This is a genomic window from Streptomyces sp. NPDC007907 (assembly GCF_042959365.1).
Classification (GTDB): Bacteria; Actinomycetota; Actinomycetes; order Streptomycetales; family Streptomycetaceae; genus Streptomyces; species Streptomyces indiaensis.
Map to the genome: position 1 here is coordinate 395,442 of NZ_JBIBKR010000005.1, position 15,686 is coordinate 411,127.

At 71.5% G+C, this 15,686-nt stretch carries 13 protein-coding genes; 6 read left to right on the plus strand and 7 right to left on the minus strand.

Annotated features, from left to right (window positions below):
- Positions 1-16: 16 nt before the first annotated feature.
- The 4 genes from ACFZDI_RS22570 to ACFZDI_RS22585 all read right to left on the minus strand — a co-directional run bounded on the left by ACFZDI_RS22570 (position 17) and on the right by ACFZDI_RS22585 (position 5,028).
- The gene (locus ACFZDI_RS22570; protein WP_391252745.1) at positions 17-394 is read right to left on the minus strand and encodes a CU044_2847 family protein; all 378 of its coding nucleotides are present in this window, start codon (positions 392-394) and stop codon (positions 17-19) included.
- Positions 395-745: 351 nt separating this feature from the next.
- The gene (locus tag ACFZDI_RS22575; protein ID WP_391252747.1) at positions 746-2,164 is read right to left on the minus strand and encodes an extracellular solute-binding protein; all 1,419 of its coding nucleotides are present in this window, start codon (positions 2,162-2,164) and stop codon (positions 746-748) included.
- Positions 2,164-4,689, minus strand: coding sequence for a substrate-binding domain-containing protein (locus ACFZDI_RS22580; protein ID WP_391252748.1), 2,526 nt, complete (start codon positions 4,687-4,689; stop codon positions 2,164-2,166). The genes ACFZDI_RS22575 and ACFZDI_RS22580 overlap by 1 nt, the downstream gene beginning before the upstream one ends.
- A 3-nt stretch (positions 4,690-4,692) precedes the next feature.
- Positions 4,693-5,028 (minus strand): hypothetical protein, encoded by a 336-nt coding sequence (locus ACFZDI_RS22585; RefSeq protein WP_234847589.1) that lies wholly within the window; start codon positions 5,026-5,028, stop codon positions 4,693-4,695.
- 698 nt (positions 5,029-5,726) lie between these two features.
- On the opposite strand from ACFZDI_RS22585, the gene ACFZDI_RS22590 reads away from it, so the two are divergent.
- The 4 genes from ACFZDI_RS22590 (at position 5,727) to ACFZDI_RS22605 (ending at position 10,191) form a co-directional block, all read left to right on the plus strand.
- Positions 5,727-6,287, plus strand: coding sequence for a hypothetical protein (locus ACFZDI_RS22590; protein ID WP_391252751.1), 561 nt, complete (start codon positions 5,727-5,729; stop codon positions 6,285-6,287).
- 403 nt (positions 6,288-6,690) lie between these two features.
- Positions 6,691-9,096 carry a glycoside hydrolase domain-containing protein gene (locus ACFZDI_RS22595; protein WP_391252753.1) on the plus strand — a complete coding sequence of 802 codons (2,406 nt, stop codon included), beginning with the start codon at positions 6,691-6,693 and terminating at the stop codon, positions 9,094-9,096.
- Positions 9,097-9,107: 11 nt separating this feature from the next.
- Positions 9,108-9,563, plus strand: coding sequence for a hypothetical protein (locus ACFZDI_RS22600; RefSeq protein ID WP_391252755.1), 456 nt, complete (start codon positions 9,108-9,110; stop codon positions 9,561-9,563).
- Complete coding sequence (locus tag ACFZDI_RS22605; RefSeq protein WP_391252757.1) at positions 9,541-10,191, plus strand: hypothetical protein; 651 nt, start codon at positions 9,541-9,543, stop codon at positions 10,189-10,191. The genes ACFZDI_RS22600 and ACFZDI_RS22605 overlap by 23 nt, the downstream gene beginning before the upstream one ends.
- Before the next feature lie 182 nt (positions 10,192-10,373).
- Here the strand turns inward: ACFZDI_RS22605 and ACFZDI_RS22610 are convergent, their stop codons facing one another.
- The gene (locus ACFZDI_RS22610; RefSeq protein ID WP_234847584.1) at positions 10,374-11,435 is read right to left on the minus strand and encodes a hypothetical protein; all 1,062 of its coding nucleotides are present in this window, start codon (positions 11,433-11,435) and stop codon (positions 10,374-10,376) included.
- Between the two features lie 65 nt (positions 11,436-11,500).
- A complete protein-coding gene (locus tag ACFZDI_RS22615) occupies positions 11,501-12,640 on the minus strand; it encodes a SpoIIE family protein phosphatase (protein WP_391253228.1) in 1,140 nt (379 codons plus the stop codon).
- Positions 12,641-12,862: 222 nt separating this feature from the next.
- On the opposite strand from ACFZDI_RS22615, the gene ACFZDI_RS22620 reads away from it, so the two are divergent.
- Together ACFZDI_RS22620 and ACFZDI_RS22625 are read left to right on the plus strand one after the other, a co-directional pair.
- A complete protein-coding gene (locus ACFZDI_RS22620; protein WP_234847583.1) occupies positions 12,863-13,303 on the plus strand; it encodes a hypothetical protein in 441 nt (146 codons plus the stop codon).
- Between the two features lie 140 nt (positions 13,304-13,443).
- Positions 13,444-14,412: a hypothetical protein gene (locus ACFZDI_RS22625; RefSeq protein WP_234847582.1), complete on the plus strand. Its 969-nt coding sequence runs from the start codon at positions 13,444-13,446 to the stop codon at positions 14,410-14,412.
- Here the strand turns inward: ACFZDI_RS22625 and ACFZDI_RS22630 are convergent.
- Complete coding sequence (locus ACFZDI_RS22630; RefSeq protein ID WP_391252760.1) at positions 14,309-15,658, minus strand: aminotransferase class I/II-fold pyridoxal phosphate-dependent enzyme; 1,350 nt, start codon at positions 15,656-15,658, stop codon at positions 14,309-14,311. The two genes, ACFZDI_RS22625 and ACFZDI_RS22630, sit on opposite strands and share 104 nt — an antisense overlap.
- Between the last annotated feature and the right edge of the window lie 28 nt (positions 15,659-15,686).

The window sequence follows — 15,686 nt, forward strand, 5'->3', positions numbered from 1 at the left end:
CTGAGTCCCCTCGCCCTTATCCCGCCACGGCTTCGTGGCGCGCGGCGACTGCCTGGGTGATCGGCAAAAGCTCCGGTTGCTGCCTGTCCCACTCCATGGTGAGCGTGAGTGACCCCTCGCCAGCGGTCTTGGCGAGGAAGACGCCCGCCTCCGCCGACAGCTTCAATCCGAACTGGAGAGTGATCTTGTTTGGTTGCCGCGGCAGGTCGGCCACCTTGGTGAGCACGGCATGCGCGGCCTCGCGCACACTCTCCAGACCGCGCTCCAGCGTCTCGGTTGCTTCAGCCACCACCCCACCGGGCCTGGCAACCCTGACCACCGCCTGTGGCCCGTTGTCGACTTCCACCAGTACAGAACCGCCGCTTTCCAGCGGCACCCTCAGCAATTCGGGCATCGAGTCCCCCGCCACTTACCCGGTGTGATGCGCGCCACCCTAGCTCCTGCAAAAGCTGTTCGTGCCCGGATCGCCAATACACCAGGCCGTCATGAAGGCACCGGCCGCCTCGCAGTGACGGCCCTCTGGGGTCGATCAAGGTCCTCGCCCTCGGAGATCCGCAACCCGGCGCCGCCGCGTGATCTTGCACGTCGACGGGTCCTGGATTCTCGAGGTAGCCGAGCGAGCCGGACACCGTGACGCGGCCGATCGCCTTCGGGTGACGGCGACCTGCGGGGTGCTGTCATCAGGGATACGCCGGTACCGGTGTCTGCGCGGTCCTGGGCATCGGCAGCGGCGCGGCAGGCCTCATCAACCGGGCAACACCTTTTTCAACGCCTCGTCAAGGCGCCTCGCCACCTGCGCGTCCCGTGGTCGGGGGGCGCCCGGCGGGCGGGGGCCGCACAGGGCGTCGAGTTGGGTGATGAGGGTCTGCGTGACGGCTCCGTACAGGGGTGTACGGGGGCGTTGGACGGCCTCGCTGAGGGCCGGCAGCAGGACGTCACGGGAGTAGCTGACGCCGCCCGCGAGCAGGTCGGGTGCCTTGAGTTCGGCGCTCTCGCCGGTGGGCGACGCCGAGGCGTTCCGGGAGTACGCCGAGGCGTGCCGGCACTCCGGGGTGGTGCCGGGAGCCTGGTACGCGGAGGTGCGCGTCGCGGCGAACCCGGCGCGCAGCAGGCAGCGTTCACTGTCCGGGTCGGTCAGGAACGCGATCAGCTCGGCGGCCTTCGCGGCGCGCTGCTCGGAGGTGGAGGAGGTGACGGCCAGGTTCTGGCCGCCGAGCACGGCCTTGCCGGGCAGCCGGGTCACCCCGAGGTTCCCCTTGAACGTTTCGTACAGGGCCGGGTAGACGTACGGCCAGTGCCGCAGGAACGTCGTGCGGCCCTCCGCGAAGGCGCTGAGCGACTCGGCCTCGCGCGAGGCCGAGGCCTCCCCGAGCAGGTACGCCGACGCCGTGCGCTCCCGCAGTTCGGTCACGCCGGCCGTCAACTGCTCCTCGTCGGCGGCGTACCGGCCGTCCTCGTCGGTCAGCGCGAAGTCCGGGACGGCCGAGGCGAACGCCTCGATCGCGTTGACCGTGCGGCCCTCGTAGGCGGCGAGCTGCGTGGTCCAGCCGTCCTTGTACCCCGCGGGCTTCGGCCGGTCGTTGACGGTGTCGATGAGGTCCCGGAGGTCGTCCCAGGTCACGCCGCCGCTCAGGTCGGTGCGGGAGGTGCCGATGCTGCGCAGATGGTCCTTGCGGTAGTACAGCAGGCCCACGTCGCTGTTGAAGGGCACCGCGTACCGCTCGCCGTCCCAGAACGCCGTGCGGTCGACGGACGGGATGATGTCGCGGGGCGACTTCACCGCGCTGCCGGTCAGCGGGCGGATCAGCCCGGCGGCGGCGAACTCCGGGATCCAGGTCACGTCCAGGTTCACCACGTCGTACTCGGCGCCGCCCGACTGGAGCGCCCCGAGCAGCTGGCTGCGCTGCTGGTCCGCGGAGCCGGGCAGCTCCACCAGGCGGGCCCGGTAGCCGCGTTCGCCCTCCTTGGCGTTCCAGGCGTCGATGAGCTGCTGGCGGATGCCGTTCTTGCCGGTGACGTCCTGGCCGCTGGCCACCACGATCCGCGGCGGCTCGGCGCCCGGCGGCTGCTGCTCCCGCGCGTCCCCCGGAGTGCAGGAGGCGAGCGCGAGCAGGGCGAGAAGGGACACCAGCGAAACGACGGCGGCCGTCAGGCGGCGGACCATCACTCCACCCCCGATCCGGTGCGGGCGACCTCGTCGTACAGGGCGGGCACCAGGTCGTCCCCGACGTCCAGGCAGCGGCCCCGGCCGGCCGCGGCGATGCGGGTGGCGGGACGGCCCCGGTCGCAGCCCGAGTTGCGCAGGGACACCATGACGACCGGGACCCCCGCGTCGCCGCCGGCCCGGTCGAGGACCTCGTCCAGGGCCTTGCCGGTCAGGCGGCCGTCGTCCTCGCCGTCGGTGAGGTACACGATCAGCTGTGGCTGCTCGTCATCGGTGCCGCGCTCCCGCATGAACGCCAGCGCGTCCAGCAGCGCCCCGTGCGGATCGGCCTCGGCGTCCCGCACCCCGGCTCGGCCCAGGGCGCGTTCGGCGTCGGGGCGCTCGTGCGTGCCGAAGCCCAGCAGCTCGGTGTGGGTGCGGCCGCCCGTGCCGTGCACCGCCCACACCCCGTACTCGTCCTCCCCGCCGAGCCCGGGCAGGGTCTGCTTCAGGATGCCCGGGCCGCCGCTGGAACCGTCCCAGCGCCCGGCCATCGAGCCGGAGCTGTCGAGGAGGAACAGGACCCGGCCGGGGCCGTGCGCGCTGCCGAAGCGCTCCAGGGTCAGGTCCATCTCCGAGGGGTCGGCGGCCTTGGCCGGACGGACCGACCCGGCGAGACCCGCGGGTGGCTCCTGGGCGGCGAGAAGGCCGCGCTCACCGGTCGCCGACCGGAAACCGTGCTCGCCGAGCACCGCACGGCCGCCGTCGCCCGTCAGCCAGGCGCGGAAACGGTCCACGGCGTCGTCCCGCGCGTCTGCGTCCCGGTCGCCGTCCTCCCAGCGCACCCTCACGAACGCCGGCTCCAGACCGGGCACGTCGTCGGGGTAGGCGGCGACGCGCGGGACGCGAGTGACCGAGTGGCAGCCGATGCCGCTCTTCAGCAGGAACTCCGGTACCAGCGCCGCGGCGTGGCGGTCCACGGCGTCCTCGGCGGGCAGCGCGCACAGCAGCCGCGCGGCCGAGGGCTCGGGCCGTCCGGCCCGGGCGAGGCGCCGCTCGGCGGCGCGCGCGTCGGCGTCCTCGCCGTACAGGCCCATGGTGGCCAGGAGCGCCGCGTCGGTCAGTTCCGGCGCGGGGCGGTGCAGTTCGGCCTTGCCGTCGACCCGTTCGAGGTCGGTGCGCAGCTGGGACAGCGACCGCCCGGTGGGTTCGAGGCCCGCGCCGAGTGCCTTCGGTACGGCCAGCACGACCGGCGAGTAGGCGATCGGCTCGGCCTCCGCCTCCAGCCGGGCGAAGAGGCGGTCCTCCCGCGCCGCCGCCATGTTGACCCGGTCGAGGTCGGCGCGGGTGGCGGGGATCCATACGTCAGGCTGCGGGCCGATGTCCCGCTGCGGGTTGTCGTCCTCGCGCGGCTGCTGCCAGGAGTCGGTCCGCTTGCCGAGCGCGGTCACGACGGCCGCGGCACCCGCGCTGTTGACGGTGACGCCGCTGCGCCGGCAGCCGTCGCCCGTGGTGTTGGCGTCCGAGGTGACGTAGGCGTCCGCCGCCGCCCGCACCGGCGGTTCCAGGTCGGGGTCGGTGAGGACGCGCAGTTCCAGGGGCGGTGCGCAGGGACCGGGGTCGCCGGTCAGGGCCAGGATGCCGTAGCCGCCGGCGCCGGTGGCGAGCAGGGCTAGCAGCGCTGCCAGCGTCGTACGGCCGGACCCGGTGACGGCCTTCCGGGCGCGGGTGAGCAGCTCCCACAGCCGGCGCGGCCAGGAGACGCCCGGGGGAGGAGGCGGGAGCACCGCGGGGCCCGCGGCCAGCAGCACGTCGGCCTCCGGGTCCCAAGGGGGAGCCAGGGCCTGCGGCCGCTGCGGATCGTCGTCCTCCGCCTTGTACTTCGCCGCGGCCATCCGCTCCTTCACCGCCGCGTACAGCCGGGACAGCCACACGTCGCCGCCCTCGTCGAGGACGCGGGTGAGTTCGCGGGTGAACGGTGTCGCCGCGTCGGCGTCCCCGCCCAGGATGCAGCGGTTGGGCTGGACGCTCATCAGCAGCTGGATCTTGTGTTTCCTGCGCTTCGGATCGTCGAGGTGGTGCCAGATTCCGGCGGCGTTGCCCGCGTAGCAGCAGTCGAGGATCACCACCACCCGCTCGGCGTGGCTCTCGGCGAGCTCGCCCAGCACCTCGCTGAAACGCACCGAGCCGGGCAGCCCGTGGCCCAGGAGCACCCGCGCGGTGCGCATCTGCAGGTGCAGTTCGCTGCCGGAGGTGGAGGTGACGGCGTGCCCGGCGAAGTAGAGCAGCAGCAGCCCCCTGGCCTCGCGGCAGGCGCGGCGCAGCGCCCCCGTGAAGTCGTCCGGGGTCGGTGAGGCGAGGGCCCTCACCTCACCCGCGCCGAACACGCCGCCCCGGTGCAGCGCGTCCTCCAGGGACGTCCGGTTGTGCCGCACGGCCGGGAGCTGACCGTTCACTCCCTGGGGATCCGGTGCGACGTGGTCGTACTCGGACACACCGGCCAGCAGCGCCCGGTTCGCCTTGCCGCGCGGGTCGAAGCGGCTCACCGCCTACTCCCCGTCGGAATCCAGCGGGCGGATCTGCGGCTCGGGGTCGCCGCCCTGCAGCCGGCGGCGGTTGTTCGTCCAGGTCTTCACCGCGCGGGCGGTGTACTCGGTGAGCGCCGCGACGGTCACGACGTCACCCAGGATCTCCAGCACCAGGTCGAGGTCGGGCCCGAGCCGTCCCGGGGGTCCGTCCGTGCCGGGCTTCGCGTCGATGCGCAGGTGCCGCCGGGAGACCAGGTCCTCCAGCGGTTCGTCGCGCTCCAGCCACGTCTTCAGAGCTCTGACATCGTCCATGGTCGCGCCGGCGCCCAGCCGTACGCGCACGCCTAAGACAGCCACTTCGTCCCCCTCTGTCATGTCCGACATCATGACACCGGGTCAGGCTCCGGCGGCAGTCCCGTGACGTGACCTGCGCGGGCGATTGCACGCCCCCCTCACGCCACGCGCACACGGCACACGCGGCTGAGGGGCCCGTGCACGGTGGGTGCCCGGGTCCCTCGTGGAGCCAGCCGGCCTCTTTGCCGGTGGCGAACACGGGGCGGACTGCTCGAAGCGAGTGCCCGACTGTAGGGGCGTATCCCACGGGCCGGATGCCGGTCGCTCGGGGCGGGAATCAGCCAACCGAGCGATCGCCCCACCACAGTTGTCTCCCTCGTGCTTCACATGCGTCACACAGGTCTCAACTGCCCGGCTGCACAGGAGACATGTCAGCTGAGCGGCTTCCACCCCGATGAAACGTTCAGGCCATTCCTCGAACTGAACGATCTACATGTCGGCACTTCGGCTACGTTCGATGCCTATTGCGCTACTTGCACGGGGCAGCACGACCGAACTGCCCCACCAGGCGACCGCCCGACCAGCGGGAGCTTCACCAGGGGGAAACATCGCTCATGCCTTGTCGCTGCCTTTCGTGCACACCGATGTGACCTGTGGTGGTCCCTCGCCGGTTGCACCTGCGCCCCATCCCCGGCGGAGCGTCTGCGAGATGACGCATATGGTCCTGAATCAGCTCTCCCTCGAACAGGAGCACCTGACTTATGCGCACGCTGATACGTTTCACTGCTCCGGCGGCCGCACTCGTCTCCGTTCTCGCCGTCACCCCGCAGGCCATGGCCGATGACCACGGCCCTTCGGGCAGCAGCATGCGCGTCCCCGGGACCAGTGTCGAGTTCTCCGAGAGCGGAGCCCGTGACGCCCGGACGCGTGCGATCGCGGCGGAGAACCCTGCCGCTGTCAGCGCCACCGCGACACTGTGCGGATCCGAGTACGAACTCGAGGCCGCCGAGCAACTCCCGGACGCGCGCCGATTCGGCACCCTGTTCACCTACACGCGATCCACGACCAGCGTGTCGGGAGCTTGCGCGGTGTTCGACAACAACCTCGGCACGGCGAAACACATGAAGCTGAAGCTGTGCCCGAACAAAGCCGGCGTGGCCTGCAAGGTGGACGAGGGCACCTACTCACAGTACGCAGGGCCGGTCAAAGGCGAGGGCAACCGCGACGCCGGCTGGAACAATTGTTCCCGAGTGACCGCCATCATGTGGTCGAGCGGCGTCGCGATCATCGACCGAGCCAAGTACGTAGCCCCCTGCGACTGACCATTCCGGGCGCCCGCGTACCAGCGTGCGTCTTTCGCGCGGCACCCCCAACTGCGGGCGGGGCCGGGCACGCACGGCCACGGCCCCGGAAGATCACCGACAGTGGCGGTAAGCGCACCCCCTGCTGGTTCACCCTTCGAGTCACGGGGCCAAGGGGTTTGACGTAACAGCAGGCACAACGCAGGAACGCCTGAGCTCGCCCCGTCGGCCTTCGCATCGGCGCCCACCTCGCGACTTGCCGCCCGGCCAGTAGCCGGGCCGGCCAGTGGCCGCAACGCACCCGTCGACGCCCTTCGATCATGACAACGACAGCCCAGGACGCCGCGGGCAGGACGTCTCGTGCCATGGGCCGGCGTCGTCTGCATCCGCGCTCCAACCCGTCAAGCAGTCCAGGAGATCCGGCATGGCCGACGAGAAAGTCCTCGAAGCGCAGAAGTGGGTCAACTCGACCTATGCCAGCGTGCCCGGTTACCAGAAGTGCCCAGAAGACGGCAAGGTCGGCTGGCCCACGATGTACTCCTTCATCATGGGGCTGCAGAAGGAACTGGGCATCAGTCCCGTCGTGGCGAACTTCGGCGACGGCACCGTTTCCAAACTCGCAGCGCTCGGCGAACTCGGAAGCGGCTGGGCAAAGAACAAAAACGTCGTGAAGATCATCCGATACGGATTGTTCTGCAAGGGTTACACCGGCGGGTACTCCGACACCGGCTTCTACGACCCGGACATCGAGCTTGCCGTCAAGAAGATGCAGAGCAACATGGGCCTCTCGCAGAGCGGCAGCCTCCAGGCGAAGGTGTTCAAGGCGCTGCTCAACATGGATGCCTACGTACTCACTGCCGGTGGGTCGGAAGAGGTCCGCTCCATTCAGCAGTGGCTGAACGGCCGCTACTGGAAGAAGAAGACGGTCGACATCGGCCCGGCCGACGGCCACTACTCCCGCAATGTCCAGCAGAACCTGATGAAGGCACTCCAGCTGGAAATCGGCATCGCCGAAGCGGACGCCACCGGCAACTTCGGGGCCGGAACGCAAGCCGGCATCAAGGCCAAGGCCGGCGTGTCGGAAGGCTCGTCCGGAATCTTCGTCCAGCTGTTCTCCGCCGCGTGTGTCTTCAACCAGCCGATCGTCACCGTGAACGCAAACGGCGATACCGTTCAGACGAAGACGGTGTTCAAGACATCGTTCGACAGCAATCTGACCAGCTTCGTCACCACCTTCCAGCGGTTCTCCGAGATATCCGCCAACGGCCGTGGCGACTATGCGACATGGGCTCAACTCCTCGTATCGATGGGAGACCCGGACCGACCGGTCACCGCCTCCGACACCGCCTACACGATCACGGCGTCACGCGCCAAGAGAATGTACAGCGATGGGTACCGCTATGTCGGCAGGTACCTCAACGAAGCGTCTTCCGGCGGCGGTTCGAAGATGCTCGAAGAAGGTGAAATCGCCAACATCTTCAGTGGTGGACTTCGGATATTCCCGATCTTCCAGGACAACGGCAGGTCCCTGTCCGAGTACTACTGGGGGAACGGTTACACCCACGCGAAGAAGGCCCACGACCAGGCCGTGCACTTCGGTTTCAACCGAGGGACGATCATCTACTTCGCCGTCGACTACGACGCCACCGACGCCGATATGCCGGCCATCCTCGAGTACTTCCGAGGCGTCGCGGCCGGACTCGGGAGCAAGGGCAAGCGGTACGTGCACGGTGTGTACGGCTCTCGACACGTATGCGCCGAGGTCACCAAAGAGACCTACGCCCGCTACTCGTTCGTGTCCGGCATGTCCTGGGGATTCTCAGGCAACCTCGGCTATCCCCTGCCGGCGAACTGGTCCTTCAATCAGATCAAGGAATACCAGGTCACCAACGGAACAGACACCTTCTGGCTCGACCGGGACGCTCACCGCATCGGCAGCGACCCCGGCCAGAGCAGCGTCAACAGACCGTCGTCACCCGCGGATGAGTTCGTCAACTACATCAAGTCCCTCTATGACTTGGCCAAGGCATACGGCAAGGGCAACCCGAACCAGCTCGTCATGGAATACCTGCGCAGCGACGCGTACGACGACAACCAGTGGCGGGCTCTGATCGGGAAAGTGGACGGCGGCTTCGTCTCCTATGTGAACAGCCGCAACCTGAGTATCTGGCCGGAGTTCAAGGATCCGTTCACCGGTCAGCACCTCGGAATCGAGCACTTGATGGCCACGGCGAACGGCCAGTTCGTCAAACCCAACCCGGCGGGGGACATCAGTCTCGGTGACGTCGCCGGCTGGGGCGGTGACCTGATGACCCTGTACGGCGAATGGCGGCGGGACCACGACACCTACGCCTCAGGCGCCACCTACATCAACGACAAGATGGGCAAGATCGGCGTCGCGTCCAGCTTCGGCTTCACCGACCTCGTCGAGGACGCCGACGGATACCTGATCGCCCAGGCCGTGCGTGGCGGTAAGAACATCGTCGAGGCGGTCCGTGATCACTACCAGGGCAGCGGCGGTCTCACCCGGTTCAGGGACTACCTGAAGCAACGGTTCGGCGGCACCATCAGCGAGGCAGCCGCTCAGGCGAAGAAGATCCTCACGGACGAGCCCGCCAGCGGGGACGGGGTCATCCTGGTGGGCGGCCGCGCGAGCCTGATCCAGAAGTTCGGCGGCATACCCACCCTGATGCCGCACCTCCTTCCTTCCGACCAGCTCAACGCGTGGTGCAACGCGTTCGGCAACAACCTCGCCCAGCACGCCTCCACGGAAACGCTCCGGCGAGCGCAGTACCAGGCAAACCAGCGGCGTCTCCTCGGAGCGAAGTAGCGTCGGGACGCATGACCCTCTTCGCGCTCTTCGGCCCGCCCGCGATCACGCTCCTCCTCTTCGTCATCGGAGTGTTTCCGTACGCGCTGTGGGTGACCAGGAAGAAGCCCTCGCGGGCGGCCCGTCTGGCCGCGGTCGGGAGCGCGGCGGCTCTCGCCGCCTACGGTGCCGGAACCTTCTACGGTCTCGCCTACACGAACCCACTCGACCTCTGTGCGACGAAGACCGCCAGTGGCGACTACGTGGACTCGGGGCGGGACTACGGCCTGACGTCAGCGACCGTCCACCATTTCCCCCCGTCCGTCACCTGCCACTGGAGCAGCGGATACAGCACCAACGATGTGTCGTTCTGGGTCACGCCTCTGCTTTTCGCGGGGCTGGCCTGCGCCACCGTCTGTTTCACCCTGATACTCATCAACCGCTCTCAGCGCAGAAGGGCCCCCCATGACAACGAGCTTGACGCGTAGACGGGTTCTCGGCCTCGGGGCCGGGGCAGCGATAGCCGTCGCGGCCGCCGGCCCGGCACAGGCCGCCCCTACCGCCGGCGAGCGTGCCTGGACCGAGCGCGAATCGGCAAACGGCTGGCCCGTCCTCGATCACGCCGGAAAGTTCCGGGTCGAAGGCACCGACGTCGACGTTTCCCTGGCGGAGGGGGACGTCGCAACAGTTCTTCTCCACGTGGCCCGCCGGTTCGCCTATGAAGTCGACATGCTTCTGCCCGGTGACCTCCAAGGGCACACGACGGAGCGTGAGATCAGCTCGGCATTCGAGTCGAATCACCTGTCGGGCACGGCCATCGCGATCCGGCCCATGCACTACCCGCTCGGAGCCGATGTCAAGAACACCGGCATGAGCGAAGCCGAGCAGATCATCGTCGCGGACATCCTCGCGGACTGCGAAGGCGTCATTGCCTGGGGCGGGCATCTGCAGCCGGTGAAACAGTCCCACTTCCAGATCGCCGTCGAGCCCGGAAATCCTCGGCTCAAGAAGCTTGCCGACCGCATCCAGGGCTGGAACAGCGCACCGGGCAGGGGCGCGGGAACGATCGATGCCTTCGCGCCGGCGAGGCGTCGCCGGGCAGCTCGTTTCCAGTAAATCCGGTGAACGACGCCCCGCCTGAGATTTCGTGTTCCGGTTCCGGCGGGGCTCGGCGAGCTGCTCACGTGGCTTCGTTCACTTCTTGCGGTTCTGGCTCGCTTTCCGTGAGCTTGCACGCTGGGTGACAGCTGGGGCGGGAACCGTGCTCCGGGAAGGTACCCCAAACCGCGACAGGGGTCTCAGCCCTGGGTCTGCAACTGCCGCATCTGGCGCTGCACATGGTCCAGCGCCCCCTCGCGGCGTCCGGGCACCCGCTCGCGCAACGCGGCGAGGGCGGCGCCCAGTTCGCGGGCGGGGGCGGGGTCGCGGACCTGCCCCCACTGGTGGTGCGCCCGGTCCACTGCCGCCTCGACAGCAGGGGCGTCCGGCGCCTGCCCGGCGTTCAGGCGGGCGCCGGCGATGGTCAGCCAGGTGCGGCAGCTGCGGGCCGCGTCCCCGGCGAACATCGCCAGGTCGGCCCGTACCTCGGCCCAGTGCAGGGCCTCTTCGGACGCGGGTCCGTGCGCGGCGACGGCGGACTGCTCGTGCCGGGCGGCGAGCGCGTCGGCGTCGGTGTGCCGGCCGGACTGGACGGCGGCGGTGATGGCGGCGTGCGGATCCCCGCCCGTGGGACCGGGCGTGCTCAGCACCAGGTCGGTGCCCGCGCTGTCCGGCGCGATCCGGGTGAGGGCCTGCTGGTGCAACTGCTCGGCCGGCGGCCGGAATCCGCTGCGCAGGATCGTCGCGAGGGCCTTCATGTACGTCGGCTGCGCGATGCCGCGTCGGGACGGCGGGGGCGCGATGCGGCCGTGCACGGCGTTGCCGCGGCCCGAGTCCAGCGGGGTGCCGCGCAGCAGTTGCCAGGTCTCGGGGTCGGCGTGCAGGTCGAGCAGGAGGGTGGTGGCGCCGGCGGGTCTGAGGCGCAGCTCCTCACGGAACCAGTGCCAGGGGAAGGCGGTGTAGCGGACGGTGGCGGGGGTGGTGCGGGCCAGCGCGAGGTGGGGCAGGCGCTGTCGGCGGTCGAGCTGGAGCTGGCCGGTGACGTACACGGTGAGGGGTCCGGGGGCCGCGGCGGCGGCGCGCAGCCGGGTCAGGACGGCCTGCGGTTCCAGCGGGTCGGCGAGTTCGACGACGTTGGCGGTGTCGGTGCCGGACAGCACGGCGGGCGGTACGGCGGCGAGGACGGGGAGCACGGAGGCGGCGTCCACGAGGCGCCCCCTGCCCACCGGCGAGGCCGCCAGCAGCAGCACGGTTCCGGGCATGGCCCCACCCCCTGTGTCGATCACGTACGTCAGCACCGTAACCGCTGCGGCTGCAAAGGTGGGCCTCAGGACCGCAAACGTCCGCCTTCGGGGGCATCGCGCCCCGTTCTCCTGCGGACGGCGAACACGGTGGTGTCGTCGGCGAGGCGGCCGCCGCCGTGCCGCAGGGTGCCGTCCCGTACGAAGGCGGCCAGGCGGGCCGGTTCGGCGGTGCCGGGGTCCTCGGCGACGGCCCGGGCCACCTCGTCGGCGAGCGGATAGAACGCCCCGCTGCCGTCCCGGGTCTCGGTCACCCCGTCCGTCACCAGCAGCAGTGTCTCGTCGGCGGCCACCCGCCAGCGCCGCGGGCGTGGGGGCCCGGCTGCGAACTCGCCGAAGCCGAGCGGCAGTCCGGGCCCGGCCGCCAGGGTGCGCACCCCGCCCGGCCCGACGGCGAGCGGCGGCTCGTGCCCGAACAGCATCACGTCCACCGCCTCCTCCTCGTCGTCGGGGAAGGTCAGGAGCACGGCGGTGGCGAACCGGTCGCCGTCCGAGCGGCCCAGGGCGACGGTCTGCCCGCGGTGCCGGATCATCCGTGTCTCCAGCCGCTCGGCGACCGTCGCCAGGTCCGCCTCGTGGTACGCGGCCTCACGGAACGTACCGAGCAGCGCGGCCGCCGCCTCGACCGCGCCCAGGCCCTTGCCCTGCACGTCCCCGACCAGGACACGGGTGCCGTGCGGGCCGGGCTGGATGTCGTAGAAGTCGCCGCCGACGCGGGCGTGGGCGTCGGCGGTGAGGTAGACGCCGGCGTGGTCGAGGCCGCCCCAGCCGGGCGGCAGCGGGCGCAGCACGGTGCGGCGGACGGTCTCGGTGACGTCGCTCAGGTGCAGCGCACGGTTCTCGTCGTGCACCCGGACCGCGCAGGCCAGGGTGGCGAGGATGCCGCCGAGGGCGACGAGGACGAAGTCGGCGCGTCCGGCCCGGTACTCGTGCGGCCAGGCGCTGTCGGCGACGACGTACGTCGCCAGGGAGAGGACCGCGAACAGGGCCGTGCCCCACACCCCGCAGAGCGAGGCGGCGAGGGCCGGCACCAGCACGATCCAGGAGATCATGCGGAACTCGCCGATGGTGTGGTAGTCGGCCACCGCGATGGCGAGGAGCAGCAGCAGCGGCGGCACCCAGGCCACGCTGCGCCCCCGTACCCGCAGCAGCTCCTGCCGCCGCACGGCGTCGGGGCGCCCGGCCCGGGCGTACCGGGCGAGCGGGCCGGGCCGGACGTGCGGGCGGTGCCTCACGGGCGGGCCGTGCCCCTCGCGGTGGCGGCTCACGGCCCCAGCGAAACACGGGGCCGCACCGGCCGCATCCCGTTCCGGGCGCTCGCCGACTTGCCAGGGGCTGTCCCCAGGTGTGCCCTGGATCCAGGGGCAGGGACAGAGAGGAGAGCTGTCATGGCTCATGCGGCACCCGCCTCACCCACGACAAGCATGCCCGGTCGCAGGCCCGACGTGTTCGGCCCGCGGGTCCACCTCGCCGTGAAGATCGGCCTGCCCCTGGTGCTCGGGCTCACCTACGGTTACTGGGCCGCCGCCATCCGGCGCGACGCCGGGCCCATCACCGGCTGGAACCTGCTGTTCGGCTTCGTCACGGCGCTGGTGTTCGCCGCGGTGTTCGCCGCGGTGTGCGCGCTGGCCCCACAGCTGCCCCGCGAACTGCACGCGCTGTGCTGGTTCGTCTTCTCGGGCTGCGCGGCCGGTTTCCTGTACAGCCAGAGCGGCGCGTCGGTGTACAGCTCCGCCGGCCTGGGGCTGGTGGTGGGAGCGAGCGTCCTCGCGATGGTGTTCTATCGCTATTACACGCACGAGGACGCCCAGGGCCGGCGCATCGGCTGAGGGACACCCGTTCGGCGGAGCCCGGCGGCGGGCCCCGGTCAGCGCTTCTCGCAGGTGGAGCGCGCTGCGGCCCGGCGGCCGGGCGGCCGGACGGTGGTGCAGCGTTCGCGGGCCGGGTCCGGGGGCCGTTGCCTGGAAGGGTGTCCGAGCACGCCCGGGCGCCCGTAGCCGGGAAGGCGCCCCCACGAGCGCGGAACGTCCTGTCGGCCGTTTCGCTGGTCCTCGCGTGCCTGCTCGTGCCCGTCGGGGCGCTCGCCTCCTGGGCGGCCCACGGGCTGACCGACACCGGCCGCTACGTGCGGACGATGGCGCCCCTCGCCGACGATCCTGACGTGCGGAGCGCGGTCGCGGACGCCGTCGGCGACGGCGTCCTGCGTGAGACCGGGCGCCGGACGGACAACGGAGCGCTGCCCACGGCGGTCGAGCCCTTCGTGCGCGACGCGGCGCGCTCCTTCACCCGCACCCAGACCTACCGCACGGCCTGGGACGCGGCGAACCGGGCCGTCCACAGGGCCGTGCTGCGGGCCCTGCGCGACGACGGCGCCCGCGGCACCCCGGTCACCGTCGACCCCGCCCCCGTCATCGCCCGGGTCAAGCGGCAGCTCGCCGACGACCACGTGCCGTTCGCCCACCGCATCCCGGTCCCGCACACGCGGATCCCGGTGCTCCCGGCCGACGACACCGACCGACTGCGCAAGGGGTACCACGTGCTCGACACCGCCGCCTTCTGGCTGCCGCTCGCCGCCGCCGTCCTGGCGGTCGCCGGGATCACCGTCGCCGCGTGCCGGCGCCGCGCGCTCACCGCCCTCGGCCTGGGCACGGCCCTGGGCGGCGCGTTGCTGGTCCTCGCCGTCGCGCTCGGCCGCCGCCTGACCCTCGCCGACCTGCCCGACACCCTGCACCGCCCCGCCGCGGGCGCCGTCTACGACGCCCTGACGGTCACCCTGCGCACGGTTTCCTGGCTGCTGTGCGCGCTGGGCCTGGCGGTGGCGGCCGGCGCCTGGGTCACGGGCCGGTACGGTCCCCGGCTCGCCGCGCGGCGACGTGCGCGAGGGTCCGCAGTGCCCGGCGCAGATCCGGTTCCGGAGCCGACGCGAGCCCGAGCCTGACGGCGTCGGGCGTGTGTCCGGGGGCGACGGCGAACGCGGGGCCGGGTGTGACGGCGATGCCGTGCGCCGCGGCGGCGGCCGTGAAGGTGTCCGCGCGCCAGGGGGCGGGCAGCTCCCACCAGGCGAAGGAGGACGCCGGGCCGGACCGTACGGTGAACCCGGCGAGTTCCTCGGCGAGGATCCGCTGCCGCCGTGCCGCGTCCGCCCGCTTGGCCGCCACCAGCCGTGCGACCGTCCCCTCCGCGGCCCACCGCACGGCCGCCTCCAGCGCGAACCGCCCCGCGCTCCAGCCGCCCGAGCGCACGGAGTCGGCCACGGCGGCGACCCGGTGCGGCGGCACGACGAGGAACCCGGCGGTGAGTCCCGGGGCGACCCGTTTGGAGAGCCCGTCGACGACGTGGGTGAGGGCCGGGGCGTGCACGGCGAGCGGATCACCGGGCTCCTGGAGGAAGGACCAGATGCGGTCCTCCACGACCGGCAGGTCAAGGTCGTGGACCAGCTGGGCGAGTTGCAGCAGCCGCGGCCGGCTCGTCGTCAGGGACGTCGGGTTGTGCAGGGTCGGCTGTACGTAGAGGGCGGACAGCGGCGAGGTGCGGTGCGCGGCGGCGACGGCCTCCGGGAGCAGCCCGGCCGGGTCCCCGGCCAGGGGCACCAGGGTGATGCCGAGCCGTACCGCGATCTCCTTGACCAGCGGGTACGTCAGCTGCTCCACCCCGACCCGGCCGCCCGGCCGGACCAGTGAGGCCAGGACGGCGGCGATGGCCTGCCGGGCGTTGCCGGTGAACAGCAGCCGCTCCGGGGCGGGCCGCCAGCCGGGGGTGGTGAGCAGTGCGGCCGCCGCCTCCCGCGCGGCCCGGGTGCCGGTGGCGGCTGCCGGTAACAGCGCCTCGGCCAGCACGTCGGGACGCAGCAGCGGCGCGAGGACGGGGGCGAGCAGCTCCGGCTGGCCGGGCGCGGCGGGGTAGTTGAGTTCGAGGTTGACGGGCGCGGCTCCGGGCAGCCCGGGTTCGACGAGCGCCTGCCCGGCCGGCCCGGCCGGTGCGGCCCGTACGAAGGTCCCGCGCCCCACCTCCCCGACGACCAGTCCGCGCCGCACGAGTTCTCCGTAGACCCGCCCGGCCGTCGACGGGGCGATGCCCCGCCGCCGGGCGAAGGCACGCTGCGGCGGCAGCCGCTGGCCCGGCCGCAGCCGTCCGGTGGCGATGTCGTCGGCGATGCGGTCGGCGATGCGCCGGTAGTCACTCATCGGCCGGTCTCCCCCTTGGATTGCACCG

What these genes read in the sequence shown, in the direction of transcription:
- ACFZDI_RS22630 (WP_391252760.1), bottom strand. Translation starts at nt 15,658, where the DNA reads ATGAGTGACTACCGGCGCATCGCCGACCGCATCGCCGACGACATCGCC.
- ACFZDI_RS22610 (WP_234847584.1), bottom strand. Translation starts at nt 11,435, where the DNA reads ATGCCCGGAACCGTGCTGCTGCTGGCGGCCTCGCCGGTGGGCAGGGGG.
- ACFZDI_RS22620 (WP_234847583.1), top strand. Translation starts at nt 12,863, where the DNA reads ATGGCTCATGCGGCACCCGCCTCACCCACGACAAGCATGCCCGGTCGC.
- ACFZDI_RS22605 (WP_391252757.1), top strand. Translation starts at nt 9,541, where the DNA reads ATGACAACGAGCTTGACGCGTAGACGGGTTCTCGGCCTCGGGGCCGGG.
- ACFZDI_RS22575 (WP_391252747.1), bottom strand. Translation starts at nt 2,164, where the DNA reads ATGGTCCGCCGCCTGACGGCCGCCGTCGTTTCGCTGGTGTCCCTTCTC.
- ACFZDI_RS22600 (WP_391252755.1), top strand. Translation starts at nt 9,108, where the DNA reads ATGACCCTCTTCGCGCTCTTCGGCCCGCCCGCGATCACGCTCCTCCTC.
- ACFZDI_RS22590 (WP_391252751.1), top strand. Translation starts at nt 5,727, where the DNA reads ATGCGCACGCTGATACGTTTCACTGCTCCGGCGGCCGCACTCGTCTCC.
- ACFZDI_RS22595 (WP_391252753.1), top strand. Translation starts at nt 6,691, where the DNA reads ATGGCCGACGAGAAAGTCCTCGAAGCGCAGAAGTGGGTCAACTCGACC.
- ACFZDI_RS22570 (WP_391252745.1), bottom strand. Translation starts at nt 394, where the DNA reads ATGCCCGAATTGCTGAGGGTGCCGCTGGAAAGCGGCGGTTCTGTACTG.